Source organism: Fibrobacter sp. UBA4297 (genome assembly GCF_002394865.1).
GTDB lineage: Bacteria > Fibrobacterota > Fibrobacteria > Fibrobacterales > Fibrobacteraceae > Fibrobacter.
Window position 1 is genome coordinate 50,372 of the sequence record NZ_DGUZ01000017.1, and the last position, 20,882, is coordinate 71,253.

Here is a 20,882-nt window from a genome sequence, read left to right on the forward strand (position 1 = left end):
CCTGTTCTGCTTTTTAGACGAGTGGTTCTGCGAGCAGTGCGAAGGGTTCGGCACCGGTGATGCGGACGCGGAGCGTTTTCCCGGCTGGGAAGGTGCCTTGTAATGCGACGGGGCGGTAGGCCTCGTTGCGGGCGATGGTGGTTCCGGCGCGGTAGCCGGGCTTTTCGGTGACAACGGTGCATTCGTCGCCAATCCATTCGCGGTTGTTCTCGAGAGCGATTTGCTGGAACGCTTCGGCGAGAATAGCTGAACGCTCGTGCTTGATATCGTCGGGGACCGCTTGGTTGGATGCTGTTTCGAGACGCGCGGCGACGGTGCCTGGGCGCGCGACAAAACGCGTGATGTTGCAGACGGTCGGGCGAGTTTCTTTCAAGAGCGTTAACGTGTCGTTGAAATCTGCGGCGGTTTCGCCGGGATAGCCGACGATAAGGTCGGTGCTGAGCGTGAATTTGCGGAATCGCTCGGTAAATGCGTGAGCGAGGGTCGCGTAGTCGCGTGCTGTGTGGCGGCGGTTCATCGCCTTGAGCACGTTTTCGCTGCCGCTTTGGACGGGAATGTGGATGAACTTGTAAATGCGGTCATCCGTGAAGCAATCTAGTAGCGCCTCCTGATAGCTGAGGACATGGCGCGGATTGCCCATGCCGAGGCGGATGCGGTAATTGCCGTTCACGTGTGTGAGGATTCTCTGCGTGAGTTCGGCGATATTCGTGCCGATGTCAAAGCCGTAGCAGGCGCAGTCTTGGCCGGTGAGCTGGATTTCGAGGCAACCGTCATCGACGAGCGCTTGGACTTGATCGACAATTGCGTTGGGTGCAAAGCTGTGGAGGCGGCCTTTGACGAGATGCGTGCTGCAGAAGGCGCATGCGTCGAGACAGCCTTCTTCGATGTTCACGATGCCGACGAACGGGGATTCGCGAAGGACATTGCGAGAGGCTTTATTGCTGTCGGGAGTGCGCGCGTTTATCTGGCTTGAGGGTGATTGCGCGGACTGGGTTGGTAATATTGCCGAATTTTCAAGTTCTTTTAGACTTGTGAATTGTACGTGTGGAACGGTGCGGAGCGCTTCTTCGCGGAAGTCCTTGGGGGCGCAACCCGTGATGTATATGGGAACGCCTGGAAATGTGCTCGCTGCTTTGCGCAGAAGCTTCATGGCGCCTGCATTGCCCTTGACCGTGCAAACGTTCAAGTAGAACGCTTCGGGCTTTTCTGTGCTGAAGTTCGCGGGATTCGCGGCGCTTGTGGAATTCTCGGCATTTACAAGATTCGCGGGCGTCTTGGAAGAAAAACTCGCTGCTCTTGTGGAATGCGCGGCCTTCGCTTCCGGAAACTCGAACGTGACTTCGGATTTTTGGGAGAGAATGCGCGCAATCTTTTCACCGTCACCGAAATTTGCGGCACAGCCCTGGCTTAAAACGACTATCATCTCTTGAATTTTTCCAGCGTGATGCCGGGGTAATAGTGCGTTAAAATCTGGATGTAGCTTTGGCCCGCCTGAGCGCGTGCGCGAGCGCCCATTTGGCAAAGCCCAACGCCATGCCCGAATCCCTTGCCTTTGAGAATCCATTCATTCCCGTTCTTGTGGATGCGGAAAAAACTGGAGGGGAGGATGGTGCCACCGCGCTTGAAAAGCCAGCGGATTTTGTCTGCTTTTGCTGTGAACGAGCCGTTATTCGTTTCGATGACGAGCGTGTGGATGCGACCGCTTTTGAGCGTGTCTTGAATGTGCATCGACTTGATGCTCGAAAAACTTGGGACGTTTGCTTTTGCTTCTTTTGCGTTTATCTGGAATAAATCGTGAAGTTCGTCTTCGGTAAATTCACGAGTCCATTCGGTGTAGTTGGATTCGCGGCACCACGGCGTTCCGTCGGGGCGGAGGTCGGGCTTGTTTTTGAGGTAGGGGTGGTCTGGGCGACCCCAGGTGACTACGCCTTCGGTTTCGCCACCGCAAGTGGAATGGTAATAGGCGGTGATGAATTCTCCGTTGTACGTCATCACGACGCCTTCGGTTTCGCGGACTGCTTTGTCTGTAAGTGCTGTGGCGCTGTGGAGGCCTTTGTAGACTTGGTCGCGTGTGTCGGCGTAAACGTCAAAGCCTTGTGCTGTGCGGCTACCGAAGTGCTTGTAGGCGTAGGTACGTGCGGCAACGGCTTGGGCCTTGAGCGCTTCGAACTTGGATTCGTCGAGTTTGCCGATTTCGTAAGGAACGACACCTCGCAAGTAGTCTTCAATGTCGATGACGTTGATGGCGTTTAGCTTGTTGCCATTGGCGGTGACGATAAATTCACCGTTGTAGCAGGCTTTATTGAGGCCTGCCTTGTCTGTTGCAATGGCAATGCAATCGCTTGCAGATGAACCCGTGGCCTTGAAAACGCGTCGGTCAGCGGTCTGCTGGCGCTTTGATTTTGTCTTGATTTTGAGTTTGCCTTTAGAGGCGGTGATGTGCAGTTCTTCGTTCTTTTGACGGATGAAAATGTTTGGCACACCGACAAAAACACCCACCTGGATAGGGCGGTTGAGCTCTTTCTTGATTTTTTGAGGAACGATGGTCTGCTCGGATACGCTATTTGCTTCGATTGGGCTATACTCAGAATTGCCGGCCGCAAGAGATGGGGTCGCCAAAGAGAGTGTCGTCAAAGCAACTGCTGAAAATATCCGGAGCAGGCCCATGGACCTTATTTCTTTTTGAGCTTCGCCTGGGTTTCTTTTGCCATCTTGCGGAGCTTGGACTGATTCAGCGTGCGGTCTGACGTCGAGATCTTATCGACAAAGAGGTCGCCGTTGAGGTGGTCGCATTCGTGCTGGATGCAGCGGGCGAACAGACCTTCGCAGTTATGAATTTCCTGGGCTTCGCCATTGATGTCAAAGAAACGCACTGTCACGCGGTCCGGACGGACAACGTTGCAGAAAATATCCGGGAGGGAGAGGCATCCTTCATCGTAATCGACGTTCTTGGCATCCGGTTCAGCTTCCCATTCGGGGTTGAACATGATGTAGGGGCGAGGATCTTCTTCGCCTGGGATGGCTGTGTCGATGACCACGAGACGGATGTTCTTGCCAATCTGCGGAGCGGCAAGGCCGCAGCCCGGAGCATCGTACATGGTTTCGAGCATGTCTTTTGCGAGCTGGCGGAGTTCCGGCGTGATTTCGGTGATGGGTTCGCACTTTTTGCGAAGCACCGGGTCACCGTAAATTCTGATGGGGAGAATGGCCATGATTACTTCTTTTCTTCGACCTTAGCGGAAGTGTCGTTGTTGATGACGCGGAGAATGGCTGCCTTTTCGAATTCGATGGTGGAGGTGCCAGTGCGGAGCGTGATGATGTTTTCTTCCATGCTAGCGATGGTGCCGATGATGCCTGCGGCTGTCATGACCTTGTCGCCCTTCTTGAGCTGCTTGCGCATTTCGTCCATCTGCTTCATTTCCTTCTGCTTCGGGCGGATGAAGAAGAGCCACATCACCACAAAGAGGAGGATGAGCGGGAGGAAGCTAGCGAGAGCACCCGGCTGTTCCGGCTGTGCGGCTGCGTCCTGAGCGAAAGCGGCGATGGAGGAAAGAGTCACGAGAAGTGCAGAGAGTTTCATATTGAACCTTGTAAAAGGGTGAATGTTTTATGCAATGAAAAATAGAAATTTAGACGAGAGACGAGAGACGATAGACGAGAGAAATGTCTCTTAAAAACATCTTTCGTCTGTAGGCGGGAAACGCCGTTCTTTCGTCTAACTACTGCCTACTGGCCAGTAATTAATTTTTTATCCAGCAGTGGATAGATTCGATTGAGTTCGAGCAGGTTTAGGAGCCTGTCGAAGTTGGCGCAATATTTTTCTTTGGGGAGCTCTTTGAGGAGCTGCTTTTGCAAAAGCGTTTCGAGGTTGCGCGGGGTGAGGCTCATTCCGTGCATGGTGCGCTTGGTCTGCTCAATCAAATCGTTCAAGTTTACAGCAACGAGACCGTCGGACTGGAGCTCGCCTTTGTCGCAGGCGGCTTTCACGAATGCGGTGAGGATTGCCTGGTCGGTAAGCGAAAGGATGTTCGGCGATGTGCTCTTGTAAATGGCACGATGGCGGAGCGTTTCGTAGAGAATCTTGATCAGTGGCTTGTTCTCTACAGATACGGATTCCGATTGCAAACGGACGAGCTTGAAGTCCTGTAAAATAATTAATAGTTTGTATGTTCCTAGTGCGGAAAGCTTTGAAAATTGAGCGATTTCGTCTTGTAGTGCGACTAAACTAATATCTTTTGCTGGCTCTCTCGAAAGCACGAACAACAGCGACGGGAAAGTTGTTATCAAGTCGCTTTTGCGCTTGTTCTCTTGCGCGATGTGATTGCGCTGCGTGAGGAACGCGAGAATAGACTTGAGCCAGATGGGTTGCTCTTTCATTGTGTTGTGCAAGGCGCTTTGTGGAATGACTTCGATTTCGCAGTCTTCTTCGGCGCGGACCGTGTATTCCATGGGTTCGCCTGCGATGAGGCTGAGTTCGCCAAACGTGGAACCGGGGCCGAAATTTTGGACTTGTGTGCCGTTTTGCTCGTCCTTAGAAGTTGCTGTAAGCGTACCGCTTTTGACGATGTAAAATGAATGGGTGAGGTCGCCTTGCAGGCAGAGATTTTCGCCTTCTCTCAAAATCATTTGACCGTCCCCTTGAGATTTGGCTCGTACTGCAAAGCCAATAAATAGTAATTTACTTTGTCAAAATTAAGGGAGAAAAGATGGTTCTCTTTTTCGATGAACCATTCAAATTGCTGCATCTGGAGCCAGTCTGTAACGCCAACTTCAAGGTTGTGTTCCTTGAATAAATTCATCCATGCGGAACCTTCTATGGTCGTGTCTGGCTCGAGAGTCGATAGCCAAACGAGACATCTCTTTTGCTGGAGCGTGAGCTTGAACGGAAGCCACGGAAGTTCAAGTTCTTGCGTCTTGAGGTAATCCGCAAAAATTTCGAGAAGGCGCGGATCAGGGATGGTAAGCGTCGAGCCATTGGCTTGCTGGATGAGCATCTTGCGACGGATAAGCGTCTTTAGCGCTTCGTTCGCGGCTGGGAACGGCGTTTTGGTAAGCCACGAGAATTCTTGCAACAGCAACTGCTTTTGCAAAATTTCGTCTTTGCTGTAGAATTTGCAGAATGAGGCGAGGCTTTCGAGCGGGTTTTCCGTCTTTGCTGCGCGGATGGACTCGTTGATGCGGCGCGTTTTGGCCGAAATCGCCTTGATAGCTGCCAAAAGCCAGACGGGGAGCGCCTTTAGCTCGGATTCCATGCACTCGTCATTGATGATGGTGATGGTGGAATCGGTGGTCGCCTGGAAAATATAGCGTACGGGTTCGCGTTCAAGCAGGGCGCCTACGCCCACGAGATTTCCGGGATGGATCTTGAAAACGACCTTGTTGTTCGCTTTTGGATCGAGTGCGACAAGCTCACCTTCGTTCAAAAGGATGATTTTCTTGTCTTCGTCCTGAGGTGAGGATACAACAAAACCCGCCTTCACGCGGAGTCGCGTGGGCGGGATAAGTCTTGGTTGCGAATTCCCCGTAATCATCGGGAAATAACCGCCTTCGAAGTCCGGCTAATTAAGCCTGGCGTTCTTCGATACGTGCAGCCTTACCGCGGAGGTCGCGCATGTAGTAAATGCGAGCCTGGTGAACCTTACCAGAGCGTTCGACAACGATGGAGTCGATGCGCGGGGAGTTGACCGGGAAGATACGTTCGACAGCGACTGCACCGGACATCTTGCGGACCGTGATGGACTTGCCGATGCCAGAGTTCTTCTGCTGAATAACGACGCCCTTGAACGGCTGGATACGTTCCTTGGTACCTTCGATAACCTTGACGTTAACGGTAACGGTATCGCCAGCACGGAATTCCGGAAGGTCGGTCTTCAAATTTTCGTTTTGGATTGCTTCAATGTTCAGGGACATAATGTGTACCTCGTTATTATTTGTCGCCAAATGTAGTATTTATTTCAAGATTTTTAAAGATGTCGGGGCGTCTTTCTTGCGTTCTTTTTAACGATTCTTGACGTCTCCACTCTGAAATGTTCTTGTGATGACCGGAAAGTAGCACCTCAGGCACCTTTTTTCCTTCGAATTCTTCGGGGCGGGTGTAGACAGGCCAGCCCAAAACGCCTTGCGCAAAAGAGTCCGTTTCACCGGATTCCTTGTGGCCCAGAGCCCCGTCTAGCAGTCGCACTACGGCGTCCGTGACGAGCATCGCCGGAAGTTCGCCTCCGCTTACGACGAAGTCCCCGATGGAAATTTCCATGTCGACCTCGGTCTGGCGGATGCGGTCATCGATTCCCTTGTAGTGTCCGCAGACAAGAACAAGGTGGTTTTCTTGAGAGAGTTCTTTGGCAATCTTGTGTGTGAAGGGGACGCCATCTGCCGTGAGGTAGATGACTTTTCCGCCATCTTCCTTGACTCCCGTGCTGCGAATGGCCTTCGCAAGCGGTTCGGGACGGAGTACCATGCCCGGTTCGCCACCGTACGGAACATCGTCCACCTGCCCGTAGGCGTTGATGGCGAAGTCTCGCAGATAGACTGTATTGAACTCAAACAAGCCTTTTGCCTGTGCGCGGCCCATGATTGAACTTTTCATCGGCGCGAACATTTCGGGGAAGATGGTGATGCAGTCGATCTTCATCGTTCCTCCGGGCAAACGGATTTTAAATAGTCGCTATCACAAACAATGAACTTTTCTTCGTCGTTGATTTCCTTGACGCAATCGTCAATCCAAGGGGCGAGGATGGACTTGCTGCTGAATTCAGATTGCACGGCAAGGTCGAACTTGATGAGGAACGCATCGACCGTCATCAGTTCTTGCACTTCGATGACTTCACCGACGTTGCGACCGTCTTCGGTGTGGACGCGGAAACCTTCCAGGTCGTCAAGATAGTATTCGCCTTCGGGGAGCGGGAGACGTTCGGATTCGGGAATCATGACGTCGCCATTGACGAGCGGGGAGAGTGCTTCTGGAGTGTCGAAACCCTTGAATTTCAAGAGCCAGAGGTTGTTTGCCTGCTTGGCATCTTCGAGGGTGAGTTCCAAAATTTCGCCATTCCTCTTTTGAACGCGCACGTCTTTAAGGCTCTTGCAGCGAGTCAGGTCGTGGGTCAGGGGCATCGCTTTGATGTAGCCTTTGACGCCATGCGCACGCATGAGCTGGCAGACGGTGATGTATTCTTGAGAGTCCATATTAGACGAGAGAGGAGAGACGAGAGAAAGTTATATTGTTATTAGTTGTTAGTCATTGGTCATTAGTTGAAGTTTGACACCTGCGGTGCGTTTTATAACTAAAAGCTAATGACTGTTGACTGCTGACTAGCAAGAAAAAAAAGTCCCGTGCGTGTGGCACGAGACTCTTTGTTAAAGGCGTAATTAAGCCTGTGCTTCTTCAGCGGCCGGAGCTTCAGCAGCTGCCTTGGCAGCCTTTTCAGCTTCGAGACGAGCCTGAGCCTTCGGGCTCAACTTGCGCTGCTTGGACTTGATTTCGCGAGCGACCGGAGCCTTGCCTTCGATGGAGCGGTTTGCCTTGAGGTCGTGGAACAAGTCAGAAATGCCAGTCTTCTTGAGGAGAGACTTGACAGTGTCAGACGGCTGTGCACCGACGGAGAGCCACTTGAGGACCTTTTCCTGTTCGAAGCGGATTTCCGGCTGCTTGAGGTTCGGGTTGAAGAAACCGACCTGTTCGATAAAGCTATCGTCGCGAGCCTTGCGGTTGTCGATGACGACGATGCGGTAGATCGGGTTGTGACGCTTGCCGAAGCGGGCGAGACGGATAACAGTTGCCATTTTATACCTCTTTATGGGGTTTTTCCCGAAATTTCGGGGTTTTAGTTCTTTTGATGCCAAATATAGCAAACTTGCTTTTGTGTGTAAAGGACGGCAATGAAAAAAAATCCGTCCTTTTCTTATAAATTAATTTGTTGAGCGGCGCGAAAATCTATAAAATTGCCGAAATTCATTCAAAAACGCCAAATTTGAGTCGACGGACTACCAATGTGTGATATACTTCAAACTTCTTACAATCTGTGGCTGAATTCCAGTTGTTTTTCGATTTTCTCCCCAAATAAAGAGTTATATTAAGTATGTATAATGATTTGAGGGGCCATTCTATGGATATGCAATTGACTTTTGAAGATGTTGCATCTGCACTTTCACTTGATTACGAGTGCGTATTCTTTGTCGATAACGAGACTAATCAGTATGCTATGTTTGCATTTCGAGGCAAGCATACCAAGCTAGAACTGACCGATACGCGAAATTTTTGGGCGGATACGAAGGTTAATATGGAAGCCGTCGTCTATCCCGAAGACAAACAGTCGTTCTCGGAGCATATCAACCGCGAAACGCTCTTGAAAGCGATTCAAGACGATAACGCTTTTAATTTCAAGTACCGTCTGCTGGTGGAAGGGGAACCCGTCTGGTTCCAGATGAAGGCTGTCCTTGGCCGTTCGCAGGGGCGGGAATATTTGATTATTGGTGTGACCAACATTGATAAGCAGGAACGTGAACGATTGGAATTGGAACAGAAGGCGTCCAAGAGCAAGGTTTACGGACAAATTGTGATGGCGCTTGCTGAGCGCTATGATGCCTTGTACATGGTGGATTTGGTGACAGACCATTTTGCACAGTACAAGAGCGAACGCTTGTTTTGTGAGTTGAGCATTACGGTTGAAGGCGATGACTTCTTCAATCAGCTGAAGAAGGATGCCATGCAGGTCATCTATAGTGAAGATATTCCTTTGATTACTGCCGCTTTAGAGCGAGAAGCTTTCTTGCGTGAACTCGATGAACATGGTGTGTTCTCAATGACGTACCGACTGAATAGCCCCAATGGTCCGATGTACGTGAATTTGGTGGCTGTCTATGCCGACAAGAATCATGTCGTTATCAGCGTGACCAACGTGGATGCGCAGGTGCGCCGTGAACAGAAAATCAGGGAAGAGGCGAGTGCCAATTATGAAAAGGCTTGCCACGATGATTTGACCGGCATCAGGAACAAGAACGCTTACAGTGAATTTGAAAAGAAATTGGATCAGCAAATCAAGTGCGGTAAGGATATTGAATTTGCGATTGCTCTTTGTGATGTGAACGGCCTCAAGACTGTAAACGATACGCAGGGACACAAGACGGGTGATATATACATTAGGGATGCGGCTAAGCTTATTTGCGAAACCTTTAAGCATAGCCCCGTATTCCGCGTGGGCGGTGATGAATTTGTTGTAGTTTTGCGTGGGTCTGATTTCACTAACCGCGAAGAGCTTTCACAGCAATTTTATGAAACCGTAAAGCGCAATGCCGAAGAAGACAAGGTTATTGTGGCTTGCGGCATTTCCGTGTACGACAAGGCTCACGACGAAAATACAGCCGCAGTCTTTGAACGCGCCGACGCCATGATGTACAGGAACAAGATGTCCCTCAAGGGTGGTCGCGACGAAATTATCAATACGATTATCAGAACCATCGGTGCGAGAATGAATATCTAGCGCCGAGCGTTCGATTATTTCTTCTTTTTCTTGTTCTTGTCTTTAGGCGGGGTGTAGTTCGAACCGATCGTACCGCCGTTGTTCTGGCGCTTGGCGAAATCGCCGACCTTCTTGAACATTTCCTTCATGCTTTCGTACTGCTTGAGGACTGCGTTCACGCGGGCGGCATCCGTGCCAGAACCCTTTGCGATACGGGCCTTGCGGCTACCGTCGATAATCTGCGGCTTCTTGCGTTCCTTCGGCGTCATGGAACTGAGCACTGCTTCCACATAGACCAACTGCTTTTCGTCAATCTGGTCGAGCGGGAGCTTGTTGAGTCCTGGGATGAGGCTCAAAATGTCCTTGATGCGTCCGAGCTTCTTGATTGTGCGGAGCTGCTTCAAGAAGTCGTTCAAGTCGAACGTGTTGTTGAGAATCTTTTTCTTGAGGTCCTTCGCGTCTTTTTCATCGATGACCTGCTGAGCCTTTTCAACGAGAGAGACCACGTCGCCCATGCCGAGGATTCGGCTAGCCATGCGGTCCGGGTGGAAAAGGTCGATTTCGTTCAGCTTTTCGCCTACACCGATAAAGCATATAGGCACGCCCGTCATCTTCTTGATGCTGAGCGCTGCACCGCCGCGGGTATCGCCATCCATCTTCGAGAGGCAGACGCCCGTGAAGTTCAGACGGTTCCAGAACGTTTCGGCGACATTCACCGCTTCCTGACCAATCATAGCATCGGCAACGAACAAAATTTCGTCCGGATGAACCGCGTCACGGGCCTTTTCAAGTTCTTGCATCAACTCTTCGTCAATCTGCAAACGGCCTGCCGTATCGTAAATCACGAGGTCAAAACCGTTGTCCTTAGCATACTGGTAGCCGTGCTTGATGATCTCGACCGGATTACCCTGGCCTTCGTCATAAACCGGAACGCCGATGGACTTGCCGAGCACCTGCAACTGCTTGATAGCGGCCGGACGGTAAACGTCAGCAGCGACGAGGAGCGGTTTCCTCTTCTTCTTGCTGCGCATCCAGAGAGCGATCTTGCCTGCGAAAGTCGTCTTACCCGAACCCTGCAGACCAACCATCATGATGCCCACCGGAGATGGTGCGGAAAGATTGATTTCCTTAGTTTCGCCACCCATGACGGCCACAAGTTCGTCGTGGATAATCTTCACAATCTGCTGACCCGGGGTCACGGAATTGAGCACTTCGGCGCCCATGGACTTTTCCTTGACGGACTTCACAAAGTCGCGAGTCACGTTGAAGTTCACGTCGGCAGCGAGGAACGCACGACGCACCTCACGCAGCGATTCCGCCACATTTTCTTCGGTAAGTTTGCCCTGCCCACGCAGGTTCTTGAGAGTATTTTCTAGAGAATCAGTCAGCTGTGAAAACATAGTGGGTCAAATTTAGTAATAAGACGAGAGACGAGAGACGAGAGACGAGAGAAATATGAGTGAAAAAGCCACATGGGGGAGGGAGAAGTCTCTCCCTCGCTTCAGCCTCGGCTTCCGCTACCCTTTCTAGCGGGCTTCAGACGCCAGCCCGCAACGCCTGGCTTTCCCCGCCCACCCACCCTAAAAATCCTTTAAAAATTTCTCATTTTTGAAGAAAAGTTCACTCTTTTGTAAACTTTTTGTGTGTTTCGCTCTTTTTTAAGTTATCTTTTTAACGAAATAGAGTTTTTGCTCTTGTTCTCACCTTGAAATCTGCAAATTTCACTTTACCGAGAGCAAGGCGAACGCTCACGCAGGCATGCCGTTTTGCGGTATGTTTCAGTTTGCTATGCCGACTTTTAGAGTCGGGCTTTGGTCATATGACCAAGGGCAACAGCCCTTTTGGGGCGTGGGTCGTTTGCGTTTATCGGTAATAGGCTTTGCAGAGCCTCAAGGTGGTAAATGCAACGATCTGCGCCTTTTTTGTATTCTCACGAAATTTGGTGAAGTTCCTTGTTGAGCAGGGGCGAACAGCAGGTTTTAATTGAAACTTGGCTGTGGTTTTTGCATGCGCAAAACGCATCGTGCCGAAACCCGCGCGGCATGGTGTGCAACAATTTGCGGGATAAAGGGATTGTTTTTATGATTTATGTCGCTAAAATTGAAGATGGCTGTGTTAGCTTATTCGAAGCTAATGGAGATGGTTATTCACAAACTTTGTAATAATGTTTTTACGAATTAATAAAATGATTAATATTAGATGAGGTCATTATGAAATGTTCAAAATGTGGAGAGACGATTAATCCGGGTGAAACTTATCTCTACTGTGCGGAACATAGAGATGTTCATGTATGTGAAAAATGTGGCGATAGAATGCAACGAGCATGCCCTTATGACAAAGATCCTTTAGATGTAGATACGGTTCCATTTTAGTGAATGAATATAACAAGGAAATAAAGAACAATAAGCAATTTAAGGGAATCCTATGATAAAACTTAAAAAAGAACAAGAACAGAAAATTGCCGAAATCAAGGATTTGATGGCTCAGAAAAATAGTGCGTCTATTCTTGAATGTACCAATGATTTTTTACAAAATGAAGAAATCAAGCAAGAAGTCATAAAGTCTTTTGACGGAAAACTTGCGAATTTCTATTGGGTGATGGCTCAAATGTTTCCTGAAAATGCTTCCGATTTTAGAGCGATGGCGCAGGCCGATCTTCACGAGCATTATTGGAATGAAAAAATTACTCCAGAGGAATGGAATGAACTTACGCCTGCAAAACAGCAAGAGTGGATGGAACAAAAAGACATCCGTTCTCAAAAAAGATATGCCGTAGCTGCAATTGTTGTGGAAGTTTTGGTGGCTTTGGTATTTTTCATGGCTGCGCAGGATAATAAGGAATGGGGAACTGTACTTTCTGTTGTAGTAGGAGTGGTTGCTGCGGCTCTCATTGCTGTTACTGTGATATACAGAAAAATCTTGACAAGAATTTTAAGACCTCTCCTGTATGGATTTATGTTGGGCGTTTTTGTATCCTTGATACCGGTTATCGCTTTTTCTCCGAAAATCGCTCTTTTTAACATAACTGATTCGACGGTGTGTGTTTGGATTTCTTTTATATTGAGTATTGCTCTTATGAGCGTTCTGGAATTCAAAGGGATTCTTAGACAGCCTTTTATTGTAAGACACAAAAAGTGGTTTTTGAAGACGAAAGCCCAAATAGAAGGTAAAATTGACGAGCATGGTGAAAAAGCTTTGTATGTTGTAGTCGTCTTTGTTAAGGTTGTTCTATTTATAGGAAAAATTATAAAGGGTATTTTTTCGTGTTTGGGGGCCGCTGCAGAGGGAATGGCTGAAGCTACTGAAAATGTCAATAGAAGTTTTGGCCTGCCAACGGAGTTTAACCCTAAAAGTAAAGCTAAAAAGAGTGGGACTAAAAAAGTAATTGGAACCGCGTATCAAGATGGAGATTGGATTTATGTTTGTGATGAAAATGGCGCAACATTATTTAAAGAAGGAGGATCACCGCATTATAGATTAGTTGGTTATACAAGTTCTTCTGTAACAATTGACGATACTTTTTGGTCTGATCATATTGAGAGACATATCTATGATGCTTACGATAATGAATTATCTCGTTTTAATATTTCTAAAAGATAAAGTTTAAAAAAATGTTTTTGTTTATCTTGTGCTTGATACTTTTTACAGGTTCTTCGCTAAGTATGGCGCAGAACTTTCGCAAGCCTACTTATCCGAAGTATGACTATACTTATTCCACTAGTGGAGACCCGTTTGCTTACTATGCAGATGATGTAAATGCAATAGAAGTGAACGGGACCACTTTGTGTGAATACCCTTTAAAAAATGGCAAAAATCTCACCTATTTAGGAAGGACTTTTGACACTGAATTTGGAGAACTCTGTCCTCCGCTTGGGATTGCTTTCTTGACTAGTTGGCAACCTTACACAAAACAGGGCTATAGCGAAATTTGGGTGTGTGCATATGGCAAAGGTTCCCATAATGGGTATTCTTTTCGCTTTATGAAGTCCTTTTGCCCCGATGCCATTGTTTCAAAAATAGGTCTCGGAGGGTGGATTGAAGAAATCATCTTTGGCAAGGAATTCGATGCTGCAGATTTCCCTGATGTTCCTGCTGTTGGTACATGGTATAACTTAAATACGCTTGAAAATAATCCAAAATTTGCAGAAAGAGTCAAATATCGAGCTGCTCGGGGTTTGATTTTTAAGGCTGGTGAACCGTAGCCTTGCAATATAGCCCGACGCACATATATGTGCGGGAACGCCCTCAAAGAAAATTATGAAAACAGCAGGCCGCGCGAACGACCTGCTTTTTCTATTTATTCCGTTAAAATCTGCCAAAACTTCGGCCCCTTGCACGCAAAGTTTTGAAATGGTATATTCATGGTATTGATAGCATCTCGTCCTGCTGACAGCGTATTCGATCCGGGCAGGTTGTTTCACTATCTGCTTGACGCCGACCTCCCTTTGTTTCGCTTGGCAGGCGAAAATATTCGAGGCAGCATACACCCTATGGGGAAACTGGCCCCCTGGCGATTAACGTAGAGCACCGTCTGTCATAAGAAAAATGTGGTAGACGTAAAGCCTTGTCGTTAAAGGTTTGCGAACGATAGCCTTGTGGCGATCGCTGTGTTCTGCTGTCGTTGTTGAGGTTCTAGTTTGCAAATCACAACTGTTTAACCATTCAAAAAGGACATCCCGTTTGGCGGGATGAATCAAATATGGATTGTTCTCAGCACTATAAAATGCTTAAGGATATGGAAAAGGATCCGAAGAACCTTGCCAAATATCAAAAAATGTACAAGTACGCTTATCTTTTGAGTGATGGCGTTTTCAAGATTGTATTCACGGAGGAAAAGTCACATTCGCTTCTCATTTCGCTGTTGAATGCGATGCTTGACTTGCATGGTGGCGATGCCATCGGGGAAATTTCGCTGGAAATGCAGGAATTCCCGGGTATTTTCAATAAGAAAAACTGTATTGTCGATATCATTGGTACGACCAATGCAGGCGAAAAGGTTCTTGTTGAAATTCAACAGCAGAAGGACAAGTTTTTCAAGGATCGCGTGGAATACTATGTATCACGTGTTATTGAAAATCAGGTCCATAAGAGCGAAAAATTTGAATTGCCGCATATCTATTTTCTTGGACTTCTGGATTTTGAACTTTTCCCGGAAGAAGAACATGAATACATCCATCATGTCGATGAAATGTGTCATGGCAAGAAGTTCTTCCCGAAGGTTCAGAAGGTTTTCGTGGAAATCGAAAAGTTTTTCAAGCTCGAAAAGTTGGGATTTACCAAGGATGACGAATCTGATGCTGCTCAGTGGCTCCGTGCTATCAGGGTTGTTATCAAGGAAGAACCTGCTCCTGAAAAAATTATGCAGAATGAAACGTTTAGGCGGTTGCTTGAATCGGTGAAATTGATTAATTTTGCAGAAGAGCTTTTCAACTGCGAGGTAAAGAAAATGACGGATGTGATGGCTGAACGCGAAAACGCTTTTGCTGAAGGCAAGGAAGAAGGTTTTGCCGAAGGCAAGGAAGAAGGTTTTGCCGAAGGCAGGGCGGAAGGCTTTGCTGAAGGGGCTTCTGCCGAGCGGACGAAAGCGGATCAGGAAAAACGCCAAATGGCGAAAAGTCTCAAGGAACAGAATGTCGATGTTTCTATAATCGCTAAATCAACAGGTTTTTCCGAAGAGGAAATTCTCAGTTTATAGCTGAAATTCAGTTTTAAGAATGCAAAAAAGCAGGCCGTGCGAACGACCTGCTTTTCTTGTCGTTTTTCACGAAAATGCAAAATCTTTTTATTTGTTTTTTCCCGAAAATGCAAAATGTTTGAATCTTGCCTCGTAACTCGAATAGTTTTGCCGGATCTACTAAATAATTTTTGACGTTTCGTGAATAAAAAAGGGACAGGTTGAAGTAACCTGTCCTTTGTGCGTGTGTATACAGCTATTTTTACAGCTTCTGTCCTGGATTCCAGTAGTCGGTGGGCTGCTCGACGCCGCATTCTTTTGCGATGTAGACGGGTTCGAGGCCTTTCTTCTTTTGGTCGGTGTAGTTTTTGAGGGCCTTGATGGCGATTGGCGAGAGTATCAAGATGACGGGGATGTTCACGAGGACCATGAGGCCTTGGCAAAGGTCTGCGCTGTCCCAGGCAAACGATGCGCTGGAGGTGGCGCCTAAGAAGACGATGGCGGTCGCGATGGTCTTGAATACGTTGCGGATTTTCTTGGTGGGGCGTCTGTTCAAGATGAAGCGGAGGCAGCCTTCGGTGTAGTAGTAGTTTCCGATGAGCGTGGTGTAGCCAAAGAGGCACATGGAGAATGTGATGAAGATGGCGCCGTTGCTGCCGAGAACGGAGGCGAGAGACTTTTGTACGTAAATGATTCCCGAAATGTCCTTGCTGGGCTCGATGTTGGTCGAGAGGCACATGAGGGCTGTGGCGGAGCAGATGAGGAGCGTGTCGATGAATACGGAGAGCGATTGCACGAGGCCTTGCTTGACGGGGTGCGAAACGCTTGCACTTGCACTTGCGTTCGGGGCAGAACCCATACCTGCTTCGTTGGAGTAGAGGCCGCGCTTGATGCCGTACATGATGCAGCTTCCGGCGAAGCCGCCAAATCCAGCGTCAAAAGAAAATGCGTTTTTGAAAATCGTGCCGAACATGGCAGGAACATTCGAGATGTTGTAGATGATAATGCCGAAGGCGACGATGACGTAGATAGTTCCCATGAAGGGGACTAGGTAACTTGTGATGGTGGAGATTTTCTTGGCACCTTCCCAGATGCAAAATGCGAAGAGGGCGGCTAAAATGAATCCGACGATGAACGGTGTCGATGCTTTGTCGTAGAATTTGTATCCGGTAAGGGAGTCTTGAATGTTGTACGAAGCGAGCAGGTTGTAGCCCACGATGTAGGTGAGGAGCACAAAGCCTGAGAAGAGAACGCCTAGCCAGCGTTTGCCGAGTGCAGTATGGATGTAATAGGACGGTCCGCCGTAGGAGTGCCCTGATTCGTCATCATGGCGTTTGTAAATCTGGGCGAGGGTAGATTCTACGAATGCGGAGGCTGCGCCGAGGATGGCGATGACCCACATCCAGAAAATGGCGCCTGGACCACCGAGGCAAATAGCGGATGAAACACCGACGATGTTTCCGGTGCCCACGCGGGAGGCGGTCGAGACCATCAAGGCTCCAAATGACGAAATGCCGTGCTTGTGCAAAGGCTTTTCGCGGGTAACGCGGAATGTTTCAATCAGGTAGCGGATTTGCGGAAATCCCAAACGGACTGAAAGGAATACCCCAGCAACAATCAAAAACAGCGGGACAATGTAGAAATCATACAGGGCGGTGTTAAGCGCCGAAACAACGGGATGTAAGGGGTTGACCATAGAATTCTCCTATTGGATAAATAGTAGAAAAATTTTTAAATTTCCCCGCCATGCAACCGTTAAGTAAACGCACTGAAACTTTTACCGATTCCGTTATCCGCCGAATGACCCGTATTGCCAATGCTTGCGGGGCTATTAACCTGTCGCAGGGATTCCCTGATTTTGACCCGCCTGAGGCGCTCACGAAGCGTCTTTCGGAAGTGGCTTTGACGGGTCCGCACCAGTATGCGATTACGTTTGGCGCGCAGAATTTCCGCGAGGCGCTGAGCGATAAGCAGTTCCATTTTAGCGGGCTGCGTTATGATCCGCAAAAAGAGATTGTGATTACGTGCGGTAGTACCGAAGCGATGATGGCTTCGATGATGTCGGTCTGCAATCCGGGCGATAAGGTGGTTTTGTTCTCGCCGTTTTACGAGAACTATTCAGCGGATACGATTCTTTGCGGGTCGACTCCTGTCTATGTGCCGCTTTCGCCTGTTGACTTGAGCTTTGATGCGAATGTGCTCGAAAGCGCGATGTCACAGCCGGGCGTGAAAGCGCTTGTGCTTTGCAATCCGGCAAATCCGAGCGGTAAGGTCTTTACGCACGAAGAACTTTCGATTATTGCATCGCTTGCGGTCAAGTATGATTTGTATGTGATTACGGATGAAGTCTATGAGCATATTATTTTCGCTCCGCATCGCCATACTTACATCGCTACGCTCCCGGGAATGTTCGAACGCACGATTGAATGTAGCAGCTTGAGCAAGACCTATTCGATTACGGGCTGGCGCTTGGGTTATGTACTTGCGGCAGAACCGGTTATGGAACGCATCAAGAAGGTTCATGACTTTTTGACGGTGGGTGCTGCGGCTCCGTTGATGGAAGCGGCTGTGACGGCGCTTCGTTTTGACGATTCGTATTATGCGGGCTTGCAAGCGCATTACACGCACATGAAGGATGTGTTTACAAGCGGACTCCGCAATCTCGGTTTGCGTTTTACAGAACCGCAGGGTGCTTACTTTGTGCTGATTAATATTTCGGAATTCGGATACGGTCGCCGCGAATCTTGTAGTTGTGTTAAATCAGCGGCTGGCACATTGCCCGATGAACAATTCTGCATTGATATGGCGCAGAAGGTGGGCGTGGCGGCAGTACCTGGCTCAAGTTTTTTCCGCGAACCGGTGGATCACCTTGTTCGTTTGCATTTCGCGAAGAAAGATGAAACGCTTTACGAAGCACTCAATCGCTTGGAAAATTTGAAAAAGTTGAAACGATAGCTTGTGTGAATTAATTTGTAATTGAAAGGTGTGGCGAAATGCTGCTCCTTTTTTAGTTATAAATAAATTGTATCATCAGTAATGAAATAATAGTATTGGACAAAAGCCTCCGCAGAATCTATCATTGTGCCTACAAAAATCAACTTAACAACGGAGGAATCAATGAATATCTTTAAAAACCATACGAAACTTTCGACTATTATTTTAGCATCGCTCCTTTCTCTTTCTGCATGTTCTGATGACGATTCAAATTCTGTCGCTCCATCAACCTCTGAAGAACATGAACATCATGCTACGGATGAACACTCCGGTTCTAGCGAAACGCATTCCGGTGCTGCCGATGAACATTCTGGTCATGCTACGGAATCTGGTGACCACAAATCAGCATCAAGCGGCTTGACACTTGGCAATGAAAATATTAAAGATGGCATCATCTTCTTGCAGGATACGACGATTGAAGGCGTGTTGACGGTGAATACGTCGACGCCGGGCGCAACAGTGCTTAAAAACGTCAAGGTCACGGGCAATTTGCTAATCAAGCGCTCGGGCCGTGTTGATTTTTCAGGGAGCGCGGACGTTGTTCATGTGGGTAGCAGCAATACGGATGTCTACGCTTTTGAAGACAACGCAAAGGTGAATGGTCATCATTTTATGGGCAAGAACAATACCTTTACGACCAAGAGATTCTCGGATTATCAGGAAGTGGATTGGACCGAAAAGGCGACTCACCTGTCTACGGGAATTCATTTATCTTACACGGTCACGGGTGACGAAAAGGGCACTCCTGTCATTTTGATCCACGGCCTTACGGATGGTCGTGTTTCGTGGTCGCAGGTGGCGCCGGCGCTTGCAAAGAAGGGCTATCGCGTTTATGTTCCGGAACTCCGCGGCAACGGAAAGACGGATAAGCCTATTGAAGAATCCGCTTATGCGGTCAAGGAATTGACGAATGATATCGCAGCCTTTATTGATAAACTTGAACTGAAGAAGCCGCATATTGTTGGTCATTCTCTAGGCGCGTTTGTGGCGCAGGAACTCTCTATTTTGCATGCCGATAAAATTGCATCCATTACATTGATTGGCTCGGGCGCAGCAATCGATGAATCGAATGCCACGATTGATTGGCTTGTGAACGGTACTGGCGACAAGTCTTTTGATGGAATTTTTGCTTACGATTCCACGCAGAAACTTCCTGAATCCTTCATTGAAAAGTGGGGCGAAAATACGAATTCCGATGAAGAATTCCAAGCGGCGAACTTGGAACATTTAAAACAAGTTCCTTACTATGCATGGAAATTCCTCGTCAAGAATTTGTTGAAGATTGATAATTCGAATCGTCTTTCTTCGATTAAATCGGATGTCCAGATTATCTGGGGTACAAAGGACGCTATATTCGATAAAAAGTCGCAGGAAACGTTGCAGGATGGCCTTTCTAAGGCAAAGAAAGTCGTGTTCCGTGAAGTCAAAGATGCGGACCATAATACACATTGGGGTTCCAAAGCCGCTGTAGAAACGGTAACGGACTATATCGACAACTTTATCAAGGGCGACAAGTAATTAATCATTATGGGGAGGAGCGTCTGTAAAAAGGATGCTCCTTTGTTTTATGAGTAAAAGAATTTTATCATGCGTTTTATTGTCTGCGGGTGTTGCTTTTGCTGAGGCTCAGCCTAAATTTGACCTTTCGGGAATGGTGATGGTGCATGCCTATGCCGACTGGAATACTGATGAAACGAAGGTGACGCATCGTTTTGAATCCATGCTTGATTTAGATTTTGACTTTCACTACAATGAACGTTGGTCGGCGTGGCTTGAACTCGAAGCGATGGGGATGGCGATGAATGGAATGGAGGGTATGGAAGGTATGGAGGGAATGGACATGGGCGATGGTTCGACCATGGATCCGGTCAACCCTGCGGTTATTTTTAACGGAGCGTATATTCAATACACTCGTTCGGAACGCACTTTCTTTCGCGTTGGTGACTTGAAATTTTTTGAAGGTATTTTCAAGAATTATTATGATTTCGGAGATCCGCGCGATGACGCTGCAGGCATTTCGCAAAAGACGATTCGCGGTTTAGAATTCCAGTGGAACGGATTGCAATTTGATATAGGTTTTGGCACTGCGGGCAATGACCAAAGTTGCCACTACCATTTCATGTTTGGCGAGTACATGGGAATGGATTGTCTGGAAGGTTATACGTATGAAGTTCATGCGGCGTATGACCTAGAAATTGCAAATCAAGTTTTTCGACCTTATGTTGATTACAAAAGCTATCAGCGTAAAGATTACAATGAACTTTATGCAGGCTTGGATGTATCGCTATCTTTGGGAAACTTTGCTTTCCACGGGTTGTACGGATTTCATTCGGTATTCCTCGCAAGTGACGATGCTGTCTCGAATCATGTTTTGCTTGCAGAACCGTCGTTCGAAATTTCGAGATTCTGCATTATCGGTTCATTATTTTATGCGTTTGTTGATGATCCGGTACGCACTAGCCTTGAAATAACGAGCCGACCGGAATACTTTTTTGCGGCCATCGAGCCGAGCGTTGCTTTGAATGAATATTGGACGATTGGTGTTCCGCTAGAATTACATACAAATACATTAGATAAAAAAGACGACTTGAGCTCGGTACGTGTTGGCGGACGATTCTACTTTAATGTGCCTGATTTCAAAATTGATATCATCTCGATGGTGCTTGTCGATATCCCGTATGGCGATGATTGGCCGTCCGAAGGGAATAAGAATGATCCTTCCTTTATTTTTGGTGTAGAAGCGATGTTTGACTTCTAGG

Annotated in this window: 19 protein-coding genes; 7 read left to right on the forward strand and 12 right to left on the reverse strand. The window is 47.9% G+C overall.

What is annotated here, in order from left to right; all coding sequences use genetic code 11:
• Positions 1 to 13 precede the first annotated feature (13 nt).
• From B3A20_RS08480 to rpsP, 10 genes are all read right to left on the reverse strand, one after another.
• Positions 14 to 1,423, reverse strand: coding sequence for a MiaB/RimO family radical SAM methylthiotransferase (locus B3A20_RS08480; RefSeq protein WP_290763544.1), 1,410 nt, complete (start codon positions 1,421 to 1,423; stop codon positions 14 to 16).
• Complete coding sequence (locus tag B3A20_RS08485; protein WP_290763546.1) at positions 1,420 to 2,634, reverse strand: SpoIID/LytB domain-containing protein; 1,215 nt, start codon at positions 2,632 to 2,634, stop codon at positions 1,420 to 1,422. The genes B3A20_RS08480 and B3A20_RS08485 overlap by 4 nt, the downstream gene beginning before the upstream one ends.
• A 38-nt stretch (positions 2,635 to 2,672) precedes the next feature.
• Positions 2,673 to 3,212: a peptide deformylase gene (def, locus tag B3A20_RS08490; RefSeq protein WP_173564726.1), complete on the reverse strand. Its 540-nt coding sequence runs from the start codon at positions 3,210 to 3,212 to the stop codon at positions 2,673 to 2,675.
• Between the two features lie 2 nt (positions 3,213 to 3,214).
• The gene (gene yajC / locus B3A20_RS08495; protein WP_015732288.1) at positions 3,215 to 3,580 is read right to left on the reverse strand and encodes a preprotein translocase subunit YajC; all 366 of its coding nucleotides are present in this window, start codon (positions 3,578 to 3,580) and stop codon (positions 3,215 to 3,217) included.
• A 146-nt stretch (positions 3,581 to 3,726) separates the two neighbouring features.
• Complete coding sequence (locus B3A20_RS08500; protein WP_290763552.1) at positions 3,727 to 4,626, reverse strand: Crp/Fnr family transcriptional regulator; 900 nt, start codon at positions 4,624 to 4,626, stop codon at positions 3,727 to 3,729.
• On the reverse strand, positions 4,623 to 5,531 hold the full coding sequence (locus tag B3A20_RS08505) for a Crp/Fnr family transcriptional regulator (protein WP_290763554.1): 909 nt from the start codon (positions 5,529 to 5,531) through the stop codon (positions 4,623 to 4,625). Before B3A20_RS08505 ends, B3A20_RS08500 begins: the two co-directional genes overlap by 4 nt.
• A gap of 31 nt (positions 5,532 to 5,562) precedes the next feature.
• A complete protein-coding gene (rplS, locus tag B3A20_RS08510; RefSeq protein ID WP_073424632.1) occupies positions 5,563 to 5,910 on the reverse strand; it encodes a 50S ribosomal protein L19 in 348 nt (115 codons plus the stop codon).
• Between the two features lie 16 nt (positions 5,911 to 5,926).
• Complete coding sequence (gene trmD, locus B3A20_RS08515) at positions 5,927 to 6,631, reverse strand: tRNA (guanosine(37)-N1)-methyltransferase TrmD (RefSeq protein WP_014547027.1); 705 nt, start codon at positions 6,629 to 6,631, stop codon at positions 5,927 to 5,929.
• Positions 6,628 to 7,182, reverse strand: coding sequence for a ribosome maturation factor RimM (gene rimM, locus B3A20_RS08520; protein WP_290763558.1), 555 nt, complete (start codon positions 7,180 to 7,182; stop codon positions 6,628 to 6,630). Before rimM ends, trmD begins: the two co-directional genes overlap by 4 nt.
• A 183-nt stretch (positions 7,183 to 7,365) precedes the next feature.
• On the reverse strand, positions 7,366 to 7,779 hold the full coding sequence (gene rpsP, locus B3A20_RS08525; RefSeq protein WP_073424630.1) for a 30S ribosomal protein S16: 414 nt from the start codon (positions 7,777 to 7,779) through the stop codon (positions 7,366 to 7,368).
• A 323-nt stretch (positions 7,780 to 8,102) separates the two neighbouring features.
• Between rpsP and B3A20_RS08530 the strand changes: the two genes are divergently transcribed.
• Positions 8,103 to 9,476 carry a GGDEF domain-containing protein gene (locus tag B3A20_RS08530; RefSeq protein ID WP_290763560.1) on the forward strand — a complete coding sequence of 458 codons (1,374 nt, stop codon included), beginning with the start codon at positions 8,103 to 8,105 and terminating at the stop codon, positions 9,474 to 9,476.
• Positions 9,477 to 9,490: 14 nt separating this feature from the next.
• Here the strand turns inward: B3A20_RS08530 and ffh are convergent, their stop codons facing one another.
• A complete protein-coding gene (gene ffh, locus B3A20_RS08535; protein ID WP_173564720.1) occupies positions 9,491 to 10,855 on the reverse strand; it encodes a signal recognition particle protein in 1,365 nt (454 codons plus the stop codon).
• Positions 10,856 to 11,879: 1,024 nt separating this feature from the next.
• Here ffh and B3A20_RS08540 point away from each other — a divergent pair.
• The 3 genes from B3A20_RS08540 to B3A20_RS08550 all read left to right on the forward strand — a co-directional run bounded on the left by B3A20_RS08540 (position 11,880) and on the right by B3A20_RS08550 (position 15,150).
• Positions 11,880 to 13,055 carry a hypothetical protein gene (locus tag B3A20_RS08540; protein ID WP_290763564.1) on the forward strand — a complete coding sequence of 392 codons (1,176 nt, stop codon included), beginning with the start codon at positions 11,880 to 11,882 and terminating at the stop codon, positions 13,053 to 13,055.
• Between the two features lie 62 nt (positions 13,056 to 13,117).
• Entirely contained in the window at positions 13,118 to 13,657 is a 540-nt protein-coding gene (locus B3A20_RS08545) for a hypothetical protein (protein ID WP_290763567.1), read from the forward strand.
• A 497-nt stretch (positions 13,658 to 14,154) separates the two neighbouring features.
• Positions 14,155 to 15,150, forward strand: a complete 996-nt coding sequence (locus B3A20_RS08550) for an Rpn family recombination-promoting nuclease/putative transposase (RefSeq protein ID WP_290763570.1) — start codon at positions 14,155 to 14,157, stop codon at positions 15,148 to 15,150.
• A gap of 241 nt (positions 15,151 to 15,391) precedes the next feature.
• Here the strand turns inward: B3A20_RS08550 and B3A20_RS08555 are convergent, their stop codons facing one another.
• The gene (locus B3A20_RS08555; RefSeq protein WP_290763572.1) at positions 15,392 to 16,825 is read right to left on the reverse strand and encodes an alanine/glycine:cation symporter family protein; all 1,434 of its coding nucleotides are present in this window, start codon (positions 16,823 to 16,825) and stop codon (positions 15,392 to 15,394) included.
• 50 nt (positions 16,826 to 16,875) lie between these two features.
• Here B3A20_RS08555 and B3A20_RS08560 point away from each other — a divergent pair, with 50 nt between their 5' ends.
• The 3 genes from B3A20_RS08560 (at position 16,876) to B3A20_RS08570 (ending at position 20,881) form a co-directional block, all read left to right on the forward strand.
• Positions 16,876 to 18,084 carry a pyridoxal phosphate-dependent aminotransferase gene (locus B3A20_RS08560; protein ID WP_290763575.1) on the forward strand — a complete coding sequence of 403 codons (1,209 nt, stop codon included), beginning with the start codon at positions 16,876 to 16,878 and terminating at the stop codon, positions 18,082 to 18,084.
• Between the two features lie 162 nt (positions 18,085 to 18,246).
• Positions 18,247 to 19,641, forward strand: a complete 1,395-nt coding sequence (locus B3A20_RS08565; protein WP_290763577.1) for an alpha/beta fold hydrolase — start codon at positions 18,247 to 18,249, stop codon at positions 19,639 to 19,641.
• 49 nt (positions 19,642 to 19,690) lie between these two features.
• Entirely contained in the window at positions 19,691 to 20,881 is a 1,191-nt protein-coding gene (locus B3A20_RS08570) for a hypothetical protein (RefSeq protein WP_290763579.1), read from the forward strand.
• Position 20,882: the final 1 nt, after the last annotated feature.